Origin of the sequence: Mangrovibacter sp. MFB070, assembly GCF_000705335.1 — a bacterium.
In the GTDB taxonomy this organism is placed as follows: domain Bacteria; phylum Pseudomonadota; class Gammaproteobacteria; order Enterobacterales; family Enterobacteriaceae; genus Mangrovibacter; species Mangrovibacter plantisponsor.
The window spans coordinates 376164-390914 of record NZ_JJMI01000025.1 but is presented as its reverse complement, the minus strand read 5'-3'; the positions used below and the strand labels follow the sequence as shown (position 1 = coordinate 390914).

Genomic DNA, 14751 nt, shown 5'->3' with positions numbered 1-14751 from the left:
ATTCGGCGGGGCTTATGTTACATTATCCAACCTGAATTCACCTTCCCGCGAAGTCGAGCCTATCTCTGATGAGTTACCAGGTACTGGCGCGTAAATGGCGCCCCCAAACATTTGCTGATGTGGTGGGTCAGGAGCATGTCCTGACTGCGCTGGCCAATGGTCTGTCATTGGGCCGTATTCATCACGCCTGGCTGTTTTCGGGCACGCGAGGCGTGGGGAAAACCTCTATTGCCCGCCTGCTGGCGAAGGGGCTGAATTGCGAAAAAGGTATTACGGCAACACCTTGTGGTGTCTGCGAAAACTGCCGGGAAATAGAGCAAGGGCGGTTTGTCGACCTGATTGAGATTGACGCCGCATCCCGCACCAAAGTTGAAGATACACGAGACCTGCTGGACAACGTTCAGTACGCCCCAACGCGTGGTCGCTTCAAAGTCTACCTGATAGACGAAGTGCACATGCTTTCCCGCCACAGTTTTAATGCGTTGCTGAAAACGCTGGAAGAGCCACCACCGCATGTGAAGTTTTTGCTGGCAACCACTGACCCGCAAAAATTGCCGGTGACGATTCTGTCCCGCTGTTTGCAATTTCACCTTAAAGCGCTGGATGTTGAACAGATCCGCCATCAGCTTGAGCGAATTCTTACAGCTGAGCAGGTGGAATTTGAAAACCGCGCATTACAGCTGTTATCCCGCGCAGCAGATGGTAGCCTGCGTGATGCACTGAGCCTGACAGATCAGGCAATTGCCAGTGGCGAGGGTAAAGTCACCACACTTGCTGTCAGCTCTATGCTGGGCACACTGGATGATTTCCAGGCGCTGAATTTACTCGATGCCTTATTACAGGCAGACGGGCAACGAGTGATGAGCCAGGTGGCAGAAGCAGGAGCCCGCGGCGTAGAGTGGGAAGCGTTACTGGTGGATATGCTTAGCCACTTGCACCGTATTGCCATGTTGCAGCTTTCTCCTTCAGTGCCGCCTCTGGAAAACGATGCCGAGGAGCAGCGCCTGCGCGAACTGGCTCGCCAGATACCACCAGGTGATGTGCAGCTTTATTACCAAACATTGCTGATTGGGCGTAAAGAACTGCCCTGGGCGCCAGACCGCCGGATGGGCGTTGAAATGGCGCTGCTGCGGGCCCTGGCATTTCACCCTCAGGCACCAGTCGCGCAGCCTGAACCCTCAGGGCAGCCAGGCCAGGCGTTGAGCCACTACCCACAAACTGAGCCAGCCCGGCCGGTTTCACCTGCCGGGGCTTCTGTGCCGCCAGTTCAACCCCAGGCACCCGTGCCGCCAGCGCCTGATCCTGCCAGTGGGCAGGTTTCCAGTGCTGTCAGCCAGGTGTTACAGGCACGCAATCAGTTGCAACGCCAGCAGGGAGATAACCCGTCAAAAAAGCGTGAACCGGCAGCGTCAGGCAGAGCGCGGCCGGTGAACACGTCAGCCCTTGAGCGGCTGGCTGCAGTGACGGATCGTGTACAGGCTCGCCCCGCAGCAGAAAATGCAGCGGCGAAACCGGCCAAAGAAGAAGCATATCGCTGGAAAGCGCAAAGTGTGCCAGAAGCAGCAGTTGAACCCGTTGCGACACCAAAAGCATTGCGTAGTGCTCTTGAGCATGAGAAAACGCCAGAGCTGGCTGTAAAGCTTGCGCAAGAAGCAGTAGAGCGCGATGAATGGGCGGCACAAGTGCAACAACTTAATGTGCCGAAACTGGTTCAGCAACTGGCGTTGAATGCATGGCGCGAGCAGGACGGCAATCAGGTTTTGTTGCACCTGCGACCGGGCCAGCGTCACCTGAATTCAGCGTCTGCCCAGCAAAGCCTGCAGCAGGCAATGCAGGTTCTTACTGGTCAACCCATTGAATTGACCATTACAGAAGATGATAATCTCGCGCAACGGACGCCACTGGAGTGGCGCCAGGCCATTTATGAAGAAAAACTGGCCCAGGCGCGCGAGGCGATTCTGGCGGATAATAATATCCAGACACTTCGGCGTTTCTTCGATGCCGATCTTGATGAAGATAGTATCCGCCCCATTTGATGTGCAGGATGCCTGCATAAGTCAACCTTAACTGCCGTAAACCGCATGGCGGCTTGCGGCCACAGCCTATAGAGAGAAGCGTATGTTCGGTAAAGGTGGTCTGGGCAATCTGATGAAGCAAGCCCAGCAAATGCAGGAAAAAATGCAAAAAGTGCAGGAAGAGATCGCCAGCATGGAAGTGACCGGTGAATCCGGTGCCGGCCTGGTAAAAGTGACCATTAATGGTGCACATAACTGCCGCCGTGTTGAAATCGACCCAAGCCTGCTGGAAGACGACAAAGACATGCTGGAAGACCTGGTTGCTGCAGCATTCAACGACGCCGCACGTCGGGTGGAAGAAAACCAGAAAGAAAAAATGGCGTCTGTATCTTCTGGTATGCAACTGCCGCCTGGCTTTAAGATGCCGTTCTGATGCAAACCAGCCCACTGTTAACGCAGTTAATGGAGGCACTTCGGTGCCTTCCTGGCGTGGGGCCAAAGTCTGCTCAGCGTATGGCCTATACGCTGTTGCAGCGTGACCGCAGCGGGGGAATGCGCCTGGCGCAGGCACTGACACGGGCGATGTCGGAAATTGGTCACTGTGCTGATTGCCGGACCTTTACCGAGCAGGAGGTCTGCCCAATTTGCACCAACCCTCGTCGCCAGGAAAATGGCCAGATTTGTGTCGTTGAAAGCCCGGCTGATATCTACGCTATCGAGCAAACCGGGCAGTTTTCCGGCCGTTATTTTGTCTTGATGGGGCATTTGTCTCCGCTGGATGGCATTGGCCCGAATGACATTGGTCTGGACAGGCTCGAAGCACGCCTGGAGTCAGAAAAAATAACAGAAGTTATTCTTGCCACTAACCCAACAGTGGAAGGGGAAGCAACCGCCAACTATATTGCCGGCCTGTGTGGGCAATATGGTGTTGAAGCCAGCCGTATCGCCCATGGTGTACCGGTGGGTGGTGAACTGGAAATGGTGGATGGCACAACGCTGTCGCACTCTCTGATTGGCCGCCAAAAGATTAGCTTTTAACCAAACAGAAGCCCTGTTTCAGGGTTTCTGCTTGAAATCTTGTTTCCCCGTCCCCATCTCCTCCCTCAACACAAATTGTTTATTTTGTTGCCTGAACTGTTGAGGTATCACAACCATGAAAGGACAAGAGACCCGTGGCTTTCAGTCGGAAGTAAAACAACTTCTGCACCTGATGATCCATTCTCTTTATTCAAATAAAGAAATTTTCCTGCGTGAATTGATCTCCAACGCATCCGATGCCGCAGACAAACTGCGTTTTCGCGCACTCTCCAAACCAGAACTTTATGAAGGTGATGGCGAACTGCGTGTGCGAGTTTCCTGCGACAAAGAAAAAAGAACCATCACTATTTCAGATAACGGCATTGGTATGAGCCGCGATGAGGTTATTGACCACCTCGGGACGATTGCTAAATCCGGTACTAAGGCATTTCTGGAATCCATGGGCTCAGACCAGGCGCAGGACAGCCAGTTAATCGGCCAGTTCGGTGTTGGTTTCTATTCTGCTTTTATCGTGGCCGATAAAGTAACAGTGCGCACGCGCGCGGCTGGTGCTGCTGCCAGTGAAGCAGTTTTCTGGGAATCTGCTGGTGAAGGTGAATACACTGTCGCCGATGTTGAAAAAGCCGACCGCGGTACTGAAATCACGCTGCATTTGCGTGAAGGCGAAGATGAGTTTCTGGATAACTGGCGTATTCGTTCGGTTATCAGCAAATATTCCGACCACATCGCGCTGCCGGTAGAAATTGAACAACAGGAAGAGAAAGACGGCGAAACCGTTGTTTCCTGGGAAAAGATCAACAAAGCACAGGCGCTGTGGACGCGCAACCGCGCGGAAATAAAAGACGAAGAATACACTGAGTTTTATAAGCACATCGCCCATGACTTCACTGACCCGCTGGCCTGGAGCCATAACCGCGTTGAAGGTAAGCAGGAATACACCAGCCTGTTATATATCCCTTCACAGGCTCCGTGGGATATGTGGAACCGTGACCACAAACATGGCCTGAAATTGTATGTTCAGCGCGTGTTTATCATGGACGATGCTGAACAGTTCATGCCGAATTATCTGCGCTTTGTGCGCGGCCTGATAGACTCCAGCGACCTGCCACTGAACGTTTCTCGTGAGATCCTCCAGGACAGCGCCATTACCCGCAACCTGCGCAACGCACTGACAAAACGTGTGCTGCAAATGCTGGAGAAAATGGCGAAAAATGAGAGCGAAAAATACCAGACATTCTGGGAACAGTTTGGCCTGGTACTGAAAGAAGGCCCGGCAGAAGACCAGGCGAACCAGCAGGCTATTGCCAAACTGCTGCGCTTTGCTTCAACACATAACGACTCTTCGGTACAAAACATTGCTCTGGAAGACTATGTTAGCCGGATGAAAGAAGGCCAGGATAAAATCTACTACATCACCGCAGACAGCTATGCTGCCGCGAAAAGCAGCCCGCATCTGGAACTGCTGCGCAAGAAAGGCATTGAAGTGTTGCTGCTTTCAGACCGTGTAGATGAGTGGATGATGAGCTACCTGACGGAGTTCGATGGCAAATCCTTCCAGTCTGTTGCAAAAGCTGATGAGTCGCTGGATAAACTGGCAGATGAAGTTGATGAGCAAACCAAAGAAGCTGAAAAAGCCCTTGAGCCGTTTGTTGATCGCGTAAAAGCGCTGTTGGGTGAACGTGTTAAAGATGTGCGCCTGACTCACCGCCTGACCGATACGCCAGCTATTGTCACAACCGATAACGACGAAATGAGCACCCAGATGGCAAAACTGTTTGCCGCTGCGGGCCAGAAAGTGCCGGAAGTGAAATACATTTTCGAACTTAACCCGGACCATGCACTGGTTAAACGTGCTTCAGATACTGCTTCAGAAGACGCTTTCAAAGAGTGGGTTGAATTGTTGCTCGACCAGGCTATGTTCGCTGAACGTGGCACGCTGGAAGATCCGAACCAGTTCATCCGCCGTATGAACCAGTTACTGGTTTCCTGATATCAATACCGCTCTGCCAGTCCTGGCCGGGCGGTATTTTTTCTGCAGGCGTTCATATCTTTTCTTTTTTTAAGGTTATTCGCTGGCGGAATCGCTTCCGTAGCGCTGGCTTTCTTGTGGTGATGCAGCCTTAGTGGTATGGTTTTCGCCTCATTTTGATGTATTAAAATCCATTCGTAAGAGGAATTACGCAATGCGTATTATTCTGCTCGGCGCCCCTGGCGCTGGTAAGGGAACTCAGGCTCAATTCATTATGGAGAAGTACGGGATCCCACAAATTTCTACCGGCGACATGTTACGTGCCGCAGTAAAATCCGGCTCAGCCCTTGGTAAACAAGCAAAAGACTTGATGGACGCAGGCAAGCTGGTCACTGACGAACTGGTAATTGCACTGGTTAAAGAACGCATTGCTCAGGAAGACTGCCATAATGGTTTCCTGTTAGACGGTTTCCCGCGCACAATTCCTCAGGCTGATGCCATGAAAGAAGCCGGTATCAACGTTGATTATGTTCTGGAATTCGACGTACCGGATGAGCTTATCATTGACCGTATTATTGGTCGTCGTGTTCATGCCGCTTCTGGCCGCGTTTATCACGTGAAATTCAATCCGCCGAAAGTGGAAGGGAAAGATGACGTGACTGGCGAAGATCTGACCATCCGTAAAGATGACCAGGAAGACACCGTACGTAAACGCCTGGTGGAATACCACCAAATGACTGCGCCGCTGATTGGTTATTACAGCAAAGAAGCCGAGTCTGGTAATACCCGTTATGCCAAAGTCGACGGTACCCAGTCCGTGAACGATGTGCGTGCTGAACTGGAACGCATCCTCGGTTAAGTATTCTGCTGCCAGCCTGTCCGGGCTGGCACTTTTCCCTCAGTGCTTTATCTGCGAGTTTTACCCTGTTACTGTGATTGGTTTCCAAAACACGGCATTCGGTTACAATTATCAGGCCGTTAGTCGTAAGAGAGATGGAAATGACTCAGCAAAAAACAGGTATTTTACTGGTTAATTTAGGCACACCGGATGCCCCAACCCCTGCCGCTGTTAAACGTTATTTACGCCAGTTTTTGAGCGACCGCCGGGTGGTGGATACCCCACGCTGGTTGTGGTGGCCTCTGCTGCGAGGCGTGATTCTGCCTGTGCGTTCGCCACGGGTGGCAAAGCTGTACCAGTCGGTCTGGATGGAAGAAGGCTCGCCGCTGATGGTTTACAGTAAGCGCCAGGCTCAGGCACTGCAGGCACAATTACCTGACACACCTGTTGCGCTGGGAATGAGCTACGGCAAGCCCGCTATGTGTGATGCCGTTGACAGCCTGCTGGCTCAGGGGGTTGATCACCTGATTGTGCTGCCACTTTACCCACAATATTCTTGTTCGACTGTCGCTGCTGTTTGGGATGAGCTGGCACGTATTCTCGCCACCAAACGGTCAATTCCTGCCGTCAGCTTTATTCGTGATTACGCGGATGATACCCAGTATATTTCCGCACTGGTCGGGAAGGTGAAAGCCAGTTTTGCCGAGTTTGGTGAACCTGAACTGCTGTTACTGTCTTACCATGGCATCCCACAACGTTATGCAAGCCAGGGCGATACCTACCCGCAACGCTGCCGTGACACAACCCGGGCACTGGTTTCTGCACTTGGCATTGCTCCAGAAAAAGTCATGATGACTTACCAGTCGCGCTTTGGGCGCGAGCCATGGCTCACTCCGTATACAGATGAAACCCTGAAAGAACTGGGGAAAAAAGGCGTGAAGAATATCCAGGTCATGTGCCCGGGGTTTGCTGCTGACTGTCTGGAAACGCTCGAAGAAGTGGCTGTTCAGAACCGTGAAATCTTCCTGGAAGCGGGTGGAGAAACATACCACTATATTCCGGCACTGAATGATGATGCCGCGCATATCACTATGATGTCGGCCCTCACCGCGCATTATCGGTGATCGCAGAAAACGGGCCGGGTGTGCTAAACTTCCGGCTTGTTTTCTCTCCCCCGCAAAAACACGATGAAATTTCCTGGTAAACGTAAATCCAAACACTATTTTCCCGTCAGTGCCCGTGATCCGTTACTGGCTCAGGTTAAAACTGAAAGCGACCAGACAAACGCCTGGATTGTCGGTATTGACCAGACACTGGTCGATATTGAAGCCCGGGTTGATGATGACTTCATTACCCGCTATGGCCTGAGCCAGGGCCACTCGCTGGTGATTGATGATGCCAAAGCGGAAGCGTTGTACCAGGAGCTTACCCAGAATCAGTTAATCACTCATCAATTTGCTGGTGGGACGATTGGCAACACGATGCATAACCACTCAGTACTGGCTGATGACCGCTCGGTCTTGTTAGGGGTGATGTGCAGTTCCATTACGCCCGGCAGTTACGCATACCGTTACTTGTGTAATACATCCAGCCGAACAGACCTGAATTATCTGCAAGGGGTGGATGGTGCCATCGGGCGCTGTTTTACGCTGATAAGCGACAATGGCGAACGGACATTTGCCATCAGCCCTGGCATGATGAACCACCTGCGCCCGGAAAGTATCCCTGAAGCGGTAATCGCCGGGGCCTCGGCACTGGTGTTGTCGGCCTACCTGGTGCGCTGTGCGCCAGATGAACCTATGCGCGATGCCACTATGCAGGCTATTGCTTACGCCAAAAAACATAATGTCCCGGTAGTGATTACCCTTGGAACCAAGTATGTCATTACTGAACAGGCACAGTGGTGGCAGGATTTTCTGCGCGACAATGTCGACATCCTGGCAATGAATGAAGAAGAGGGTGAAGCACTGACTGGCGAGCGTGACCCACTGCTGGCAGCAAACCGCGCGCTCGACTGGGTGGACCTGGTGTTGTGTACTGCCGGGCCAGTTGGCCTGTTCATGGCAGGTTACACCGAAGATGACAACAAACGTAAAACTCAGCACCCGCTGTTACCGGGCGCGATAGCCGAATTTAACCAGTACGAATTCAGCCGGGCAATGCGCCAGAACGATTGTGTTTCTCCAGTACGGGTTTTCTCCCATATTGCACCTTATATGGGGGGGCCAGAAAAAATCATGAATACCAATGGTGCCGGAGATGGCGCGCTGGCAGCCTTGTTGCACGATATTACTGCCAATAACTACCACCGCCAACAAGTACCCAATTCCAGTAAACACAGCCGCGCCTGGCTGACTTATTCCTCACTGGCGCAGGTGTGTAAATATGCCAACCGGGTCAGCTACCAGGTGCTCAACCAGCACTCTCCACGCCTGACGCGGGGTTTGCCGGAGCGGGAAGACAGCCTGGAAGAAGCATACTGGGAGCGGTAAATCGTTTTTGTCAGTACAGCCTGGCCGGAGCCAGGCTTTTATCAGAATGTAACTGTGGTGTTAAATAATAACCACCAGACCAATTACTCACCCTGCATTTGCCAAAAAATAGATAAGTTATTGGTCTGTTTTTGAGGTTTGATATTTTTCTGATACTTAATTGCCTGTATTACTAAGTTATCTTTTTTATATCAGGAAAAACCTGATATTGGCTCTTCCTGATTAATAATTATCTTGCTGTTTTTTACTTTTTTTCACGGTTATCAGGCAGGAAAACCGTGATAATCCCAATCAGTGGTAAATAAGCGCATATTTTATAAACCAGCTCTATGCTGGTGTGGTCCGCCACAATCCCCAGAACCGCCGCTCCCAGCCCGCCCATACCAAATGCAAACCCGAAGAACAGCCCGGAAACCACACCGATGCGCCCGGGTAATAACTCCTGGGCATACACCAGAATTGCCGAAAACGCTGAAGCCAGAATAAAGCCGATAATCATGACCAGAACGCCGGTCCAGAATAATGAAACCCAGGGCAACAGCAGGGTGAATGGCGCCACCCCCAGTATCGAACCCCAAATCACATATTTACGGCCAATTTTATCGCCTACCGGCCCGCCAATTACTGTACCGGCGGCTACCGCAAACAGGAATGCAAAGAGGTGCAACTGAGCGCTTTGAACTGACAGGCCGAATTTATCCATCAAATAAAAAGTGAAGTAACTGCTGATACTGGCAAGGTAAAAGTACTTAGAAAAAATCAGCAACAGCAGTACACAGACCGCCAGGATAACTTTATTACGCGGCAGGGTACTGGTGATGTGTACTTTGGGGCGCTGTTTAGCTGTACGTTGTTGCTGGGCATACCACCGGCTGATTTGAATCAGTACAATGATTGCCAGTAATGCTGCCAGCACAAACCACGCCACATTGCCTTTACCATAAGGGGCAATCAGAATCGCTGCCAGTAATGGCCCCAGTGAGCTGCCAAAATTACCGCCAACCTGGAACAGCGACTGTGCCAGCCCATGACGCCCACCAGAAGCCATGCGCGCCACACGGGATGACTCAGGATGGAAAACTGATGACCCCGTACCCACCAGCACCGCAGCCAGCAAAACCGTGTAAAAACTGCCAGCAAGTGCCAGTAATACCAGCCCACATAAAGTGAAACACATCCCAACAGGCAGAGACCAGGGCATGGGGTATTTATCGGTAAGATAACCCACTACCGGTTGTAGCAATGAAGAAGCTAACTGAAAGGCCAGTGTAATCAGGCCAATTTGCACAAAACTGAGGGAAAATTCGTTTTGTAATAACGGGTAGATAGCCAGAATTAACGACTGAATCATGTCGTTAAGCAGATGCGAAAGGCTGATAGCGCCAAGGATCCTAAATGAAGTACGTGCTTTCGCATTATTCTGGGGAGTTGCCGGTAACACCTGAGGGTTGTGGCTCATGAGTAACAAAACCATAACAAGTGAAGAGAAAAGAAGCAGAGTGTAGCTGATTTCACCTGATGATGAAATAATTATCAGGCTAACAGCTACCTCTAAAAGTCACTGATTACTGCAATCGCGGTTTAATCGACTTTCGCGATATCAGCAAAGGTTGCATCCAGTAATTTAGCCAGGTCTGCCGGCGCCAGTTCAATATCCAGCCCACGCTTACCCCCGGAAATGTACATCGTCGCAAAGGTGTTGGCAGGCGCATCAATCACCGTTGGCAGGCGTTTTTTCTGCCCCAAAGGGCTTATTCCGCCAACCAAATACCCGGTGACACGCTGCGCCACCATTGGGTCGGCCATTTCGACTTTTTTGCTACCCAGCGCTTTGGCGACTTTTTTCAGGTCAAGTTGCCCGGAGACCGGTGTTACTGCTACCGCCAGATGTTTCATGTCGCCGTTCAGTGCAACCAGTAACGTTTTATAAACCTGACGGGCATCAAGACCCAGTTTGCGTACCACTTCATCACCAAAGTTGGTCTCATTCGGGTCATGGTCATAACTGTGAAGAGTGAAAGTTATTTTGTTTTTTTCGAGTAGTTTAATTGCCGGAGTCATAAGGCGTTTCGTCTGGTTAGTAGTGAACTACAGGGATAATAAACATGGGGACGGGAAAAAAAATAGTACCAGATTGCTAAACAACCGTAGCCATTATGCTCGTGCTGCGAGACAATTCTGATATGAGCCCTGGGCTCATCATAAAAATAACTATTTGAATTCCTCTTTGACGGGCCAGTACCCTGTTACTGGCCGTTTTTTTTTGCCTGCAATAACTCAGGCAGATTCCCTGTACCGTATAAATGCAGCGCCCCAACTGCGACGACATAGCGCCCGGGAGGCAACTGCTGCAGATAGTCATTCCAGGTGATATTACGCTGGTTCATTAATACATCATACAATTGATCGCCAAAGGTGTTTGGCAACGACGCGTTGCCGGTTGCCGGAGGCGCCTGCAGCCACCAGCTGATCATCACTTGCAGTAAATGTGCGTTGGTTCGCCAGTGAGTGAGAGTATCCAGTAACAGAGGCAGGCCATCTTCTGGCAGGGTATTGAGCAGGGCGATTTGCTGGTCTGAACCTTCGAGCTCTAAAATCTTGCGCCCGCTTTGCTGTGCGGCATTCAGTAATTGCCAGTCTATGCCGTATTCCGGGCGTAACCCCAGGCGTTGTGCCTGGTGTGCCTGAAGTACCAGCGCTATTTGCCAGAATGGCAGGGCATCCAACTGCCCCATAGTGACACCTGCTTCATTTGCCACTTTCTCTACTTCTGCCAGTTGTTCGGTACTAAGGCGGCTTGCCAGTGGGTCACACCAGGGAACATTGTTAAACGGGGAATCGCCAGTCAGGATATCGGCTTCAACAATTAATGCATCACAACTACTCAGTTTGCGCAGCAGTTTGGCGGGCAGGGGAGCCATATTGGGCGTTCCCATATGAATACTGCCAACCAGATGTAAGTAACGGCCACCGGGCAGAACAACATCAAGCGCGGGCCAGGGATAACCCTGATTAACCCACTGATTCAATAATGCTTTTAAACGGCTGAAAAATGGCATTCGTTCACGTCCCGGTAAAACACCATGCTAACCCGGCAGGCAAAAAAAGCAACACCCCGCTATCCGGGGTGTTGCGGCTGATGGCAAACCTTATGTTTGCACAGAACAAGCGGGTGTCGCCTAATAAAAAACAAGGAAAATTAACTTGTTGATTTTCGGCAGCTAACTAAAAAGAAGGAAAAACCACGTTTTTTCCTTCTTTTTCATCAAGATGAACACCCCGTTATCCGGGGTGTTGCGGCTGATGGCAAACCACCTGTTTACCTCGCTTTACCGGGGTTTGTAACGTAACAGCCGGTTGGCGTTACTGACCACCGTGATAGAAGAAAGTGCCATTGCCGCCCCGGCAACTACCGGGTTGAGCAGTGTTCCGGTCAGTGGCCAGAGTACCCCGGCAGCAACCGGGATCCCCAGTGCATTGTAGATAAACGCACCCAGCAGGTTTTGCTTCATATTTTTTAAGGTGGCCCGGGATATCGACATAGCATCAGCAACCCCTTGCAGGTCGTGGCGCATTAATGTCATGCCAGCGGTTTCGATGGCGACATCACTCCCGCCACCCATGGCAACACCAACATCTGCCTGTGCCAGCGCAGGGGCATCGTTGATGCCATCGCCAACCATCACTACATGACGGCCTTGCTGCTGTAATTGGGTAATGGCCTCTGCTTTGCCATCAGGCAGCACACCGGCAATCACTGTATCGATACCGGCCTGTTTGGCGATAGCGCCAGCGGTAACGGGGTTATCGCCTGTCAGCATCACCAGGTGGTATCCCATCCCATGCAGGCGTTCAAGTGCAGCCTTGCTGGTTTCACGCAGTGGGTCGGCAATGGCGAACAACGCCACCAGCATGCCGTCTACAGCCAGTAATACAGGTGTTTCCCCCTGGCTTGCCACGTTATCCAGCGCCTCGCGAGCAGGCCGGGTATCTACACCAGACTCTGCCATCATCGCCTGGTTACCCAGAGTGACGCGACGCCCTTCAATTTCACCCTGCACACCTTTACCACCCAGAGTGCGGAAACTACTGGCGGGCAGTAACGCACGGGTTCCGGCTTTATCAACAATCGCCTTTGCCAGTGGGTGGCTGGCACCTTGTTCCAGGCTGGCGGCAAACCGCAGCACTGCTGATTCATCCAACTCGCTAAAAGTGGCTATCTGCGTTACCTGGGGTTTGCCTGCCGTCAGGGTGCCGGTTTTATCAAACACGATAGTATCGACTTCGCTGGCACGTTGCAGTGCATCGGCATCTTTAACCAGTACGCCAAATTCAGCGGCCCGGCCAACACCCGCAATAATCGACATGGGGGTTGCGAGACCCAGTGCACAAGGGCAGGCAATAATTAATACCGTAGTGGCAATCACCAGGGTGTAAACAATTTGTGGTGCCGGGCCAAAGAAGTACCAAATGGCGGCACTGAACAAGGCAATCGCGACAACCGCTGGCACAAATACCGCAGCGATTTTGTCCGCCATCTGCCCAATTTGTGGCTTGCTGGACTGCGCCTGGCGCACCATACGGATAATCCGCGCCAGAGTGGTCTGGTTACCGGTGGCGTCGGCCCGGAACAGCACGCTGCCATCCTGTACCAGTGTCCCTGCGTGAACTGCTTCGCCAGCACTTTTATGTTGGGGAACGGGTTCACCCGTGAGCATGGCTTCATCCAGCCAGGCTTCGCCCTGAGTTATCTCTCCGTCAACCGGTACCCGGTCACCCGTAGTCAGGCGCAGGGTCATCCCTTTCGTGACCTGAGCAAGCGGAACGGTTTCTTCACCTTTTTCCGTGACCACCCGTGCGGTGGGCGGGGTTAAATCCAGCAGGCGCTCCAGTGCATGGGAAGAGCGCTGGCGGGCACGTTGTTCCAGCATATGCCCCAGGTTAATTAACCCGATAATCATAGTGCTGGCTTCATAGTAAAGGTGGCGGGCCTGGTCCGGAAATGCGTGGGGCCACAGATTGACGTTAATGGAGTAAAGCCAGGCAACACCTGTTCCCAGCGCCACCAGCGTATCCATGGTCGCGGTTTTGTTCAGCAGGCTTTTCCAGGCGCTACGGTAGAAGTGACCACCAGCAATAACCATGACGGCCAGTGTCAGCCAGCCAATCCACAGCCACTGCTGGCGGTTGGCATCGGTGACCACCATGTGGTCGCCTACCATGCCCCAGACCATCACCGGGATACCAACCAGCAACGCAAGGATTGCCTGCCAGCGAAAACGTGACATCGCATGCTGCGCTGTTTGTTGTTGCCGTTCACGGCGCTGCTGGTCATCTTCTATGGCTTCGGCATCATACCCGGCCTGTTGTACCGCCTGGATCAGTGCGCTGGCAGGCGCATCGCCCAGAACCAGTGCACTGCGCTCTGCCAGGTTGACCCGTGCCTGGGTTACGCCGGGCACATGCGCCAGCGCATTTTGCACCCGGGAAACACAACTGGCACAGCTCATGCCACTTATTAACAAATGCTGGCTGTCATCAGTGGTAGTGTCTGCCGGAAGCTCGGTATCTGCCGCTGCCAGTACTTCCGGCTGAGTGTTTGACTCTGCCAGCGGCTCAGATTTTGGGTGGCTGGCCAGTTGAGCCTCATACCCGGCTTCTTTCACGGTGGCAATTAACTGCTCTGCGCTTGCGCTACTGGTGATTTCTGCCTGGTTGAGCGTAACTTCAGCGCTTTCTACATCGCTGCGTTTTTCCAGACTTTCTTTGACACGTTTGACACAGTGGCCGCAAGACAGGCCATCGAGTGCGAGAGTAATATGAGACATATAACCACTCCTGTTTGTAATTGCCCGCATTCACGCCAATTTTTGGCAGAGCGAAGCACTAAGTTATCTTGCGCAAATCATTAGCATGATATTGCGTTATGATTAAGGTTAAACCTTCCATTAAGGGGAAGGTCAAGGAGGCAATGTGAATATCAGCGATGTGGCGAAAAAAACAGGCTTAACCAGCAAGGCGATTCGTTTTTATGAAGAAAAAGGGCTGGTGACGCCGCCGCTGCGTGGTGAAAATGGCTACCGGAGCTATAACCCTAAGCACCTGGAAGAGCTGACATTATTGCGCCAGGCACGCCAGGTGGGGTTTACCCTGGAAGAGTGCCGTGAACTGGTACATTTGTTTAATGATCCTGCACGGCACAGTGCTGATGTGAAAGCGCGTACGCTGCAAAAAATTGACGAGATCGATTTACATATTCAGGAATTGCTGGAAATGAAAACACGCCTGCAGGCGCTGGCGGAAAGTTGCCCTGGCGATGACACGGCCGATTGCCCGATCATTGATAATCTTGCCGGGTGTTGCCACCACAGTACCCCTGCGCAGCGCTAACCTTGCTGC

At 52.1% G+C, this 14751-nt stretch carries 12 protein-coding genes and 1 other annotated feature; of the genes, 8 read left to right on the top strand and 4 right to left on the bottom strand.

The window, feature by feature from the left end; genetic code table 11:
• Positions 1-68 precede the first annotated feature (68 nt).
• From dnaX to DT73_RS13995, 7 genes are all read left to right on the top strand, one after another.
• On the top strand, positions 69-2036 hold the full coding sequence (gene dnaX / locus DT73_RS14025; protein ID WP_036110001.1) for a DNA polymerase III subunit gamma/tau: 1968 nt from the start codon (positions 69-71) through the stop codon (positions 2034-2036).
• Positions 1369-1433 (top strand) — a sequence feature (DnaX frameshifting element). (Overlaps the previous gene by 65 nt.)
• Positions 2037-2118: 82 nt before the next feature.
• Positions 2119-2448: a YbaB/EbfC family nucleoid-associated protein gene (locus DT73_RS14020; protein WP_036109998.1), complete on the top strand. Its 330-nt coding sequence runs from the start codon at positions 2119-2121 to the stop codon at positions 2446-2448.
• A complete protein-coding gene (gene recR / locus DT73_RS14015; protein ID WP_036109994.1) occupies positions 2448-3053 on the top strand; it encodes a recombination mediator RecR in 606 nt (201 codons plus the stop codon). The genes DT73_RS14020 and recR overlap by 1 nt, the downstream gene beginning before the upstream one ends.
• Before the next feature lie 115 nt (positions 3054-3168).
• Positions 3169-5043, top strand: coding sequence for a molecular chaperone HtpG (gene htpG / locus DT73_RS14010; protein ID WP_036109991.1), 1875 nt, complete (start codon positions 3169-3171; stop codon positions 5041-5043).
• A 193-nt stretch (positions 5044-5236) separates the two neighbouring features.
• Complete coding sequence (gene adk, locus DT73_RS14005; RefSeq protein WP_036109989.1) at positions 5237-5881, top strand: adenylate kinase; 645 nt, start codon at positions 5237-5239, stop codon at positions 5879-5881.
• Between the two features lie 140 nt (positions 5882-6021).
• Positions 6022-6984: a ferrochelatase gene (gene hemH, locus DT73_RS14000; RefSeq protein ID WP_036110789.1), complete on the top strand. Its 963-nt coding sequence runs from the start codon at positions 6022-6024 to the stop codon at positions 6982-6984.
• A 63-nt stretch (positions 6985-7047) separates the two neighbouring features.
• The gene (locus DT73_RS13995; RefSeq protein ID WP_036109986.1) at positions 7048-8352 is read left to right on the top strand and encodes an inosine/guanosine kinase; all 1305 of its coding nucleotides are present in this window, start codon (positions 7048-7050) and stop codon (positions 8350-8352) included.
• Between the two features lie 244 nt (positions 8353-8596).
• On the opposite strand, the gene DT73_RS13990 is transcribed toward DT73_RS13995, so the two are convergent.
• From DT73_RS13990 to copA, 4 genes are all read right to left on the bottom strand, one after another.
• A complete protein-coding gene (locus tag DT73_RS13990; protein ID WP_036109982.1) occupies positions 8597-9826 on the bottom strand; it encodes an MFS transporter in 1230 nt (409 codons plus the stop codon).
• A 107-nt stretch (positions 9827-9933) separates the two neighbouring features.
• On the bottom strand, positions 9934-10413 hold the full coding sequence (gene ybaK / locus DT73_RS13985; protein WP_036109980.1) for a Cys-tRNA(Pro)/Cys-tRNA(Cys) deacylase YbaK: 480 nt from the start codon (positions 10411-10413) through the stop codon (positions 9934-9936).
• 185 nt (positions 10414-10598) lie between these two features.
• Complete coding sequence (locus tag DT73_RS13980) at positions 10599-11411, bottom strand: TraB/GumN family protein (protein WP_036109977.1); 813 nt, start codon at positions 11409-11411, stop codon at positions 10599-10601.
• Between the two features lie 270 nt (positions 11412-11681).
• Positions 11682-14180: a copper-exporting P-type ATPase CopA gene (copA, locus tag DT73_RS13975; RefSeq protein ID WP_036109974.1), complete on the bottom strand. Its 2499-nt coding sequence runs from the start codon at positions 14178-14180 to the stop codon at positions 11682-11684.
• Between the two features lie 145 nt (positions 14181-14325).
• On the opposite strand from copA, the gene cueR reads away from it, so the two are divergent.
• Entirely contained in the window at positions 14326-14742 is a 417-nt protein-coding gene (gene cueR, locus DT73_RS13970) for a Cu(I)-responsive transcriptional regulator (RefSeq protein WP_036109971.1), read from the top strand.
• Positions 14743-14751 lie beyond the last annotated feature (9 nt).

Coding starts and splice junctions, on each gene's coding strand:
- DT73_RS13980 (WP_036109977.1), bottom strand. CDS start 11,411: ATGCCATTTTTCAGCCGTTTAAAAGCATTATTGAATCAGTGGGTTAAT.
- ybaK (WP_036109980.1), bottom strand. CDS start 10,413: ATGACTCCGGCAATTAAACTACTCGAAAAAAACAAAATAACTTTCACT.
- DT73_RS14020 (WP_036109998.1), top strand. CDS start 2,119: ATGTTCGGTAAAGGTGGTCTGGGCAATCTGATGAAGCAAGCCCAGCAA.
- htpG (WP_036109991.1), top strand. CDS start 3,169: ATGAAAGGACAAGAGACCCGTGGCTTTCAGTCGGAAGTAAAACAACTT.
- copA (WP_036109974.1), bottom strand. CDS start 14,180: ATGTCTCATATTACTCTCGCACTCGATGGCCTGTCTTGCGGCCACTGT.
- recR (WP_036109994.1), top strand. CDS start 2,448: ATGCAAACCAGCCCACTGTTAACGCAGTTAATGGAGGCACTTCGGTGC.
- hemH (WP_036110789.1), top strand. CDS start 6,022: ATGACTCAGCAAAAAACAGGTATTTTACTGGTTAATTTAGGCACACCG.
- DT73_RS13990 (WP_036109982.1), bottom strand. CDS start 9,826: ATGGTTTTGTTACTCATGAGCCACAACCCTCAGGTGTTACCGGCAACT.
- dnaX (WP_036110001.1), top strand. CDS start 69: ATGAGTTACCAGGTACTGGCGCGTAAATGGCGCCCCCAAACATTTGCT.
- DT73_RS13995 (WP_036109986.1), top strand. CDS start 7,048: ATGAAATTTCCTGGTAAACGTAAATCCAAACACTATTTTCCCGTCAGT.
- adk (WP_036109989.1), top strand. CDS start 5,237: ATGCGTATTATTCTGCTCGGCGCCCCTGGCGCTGGTAAGGGAACTCAG.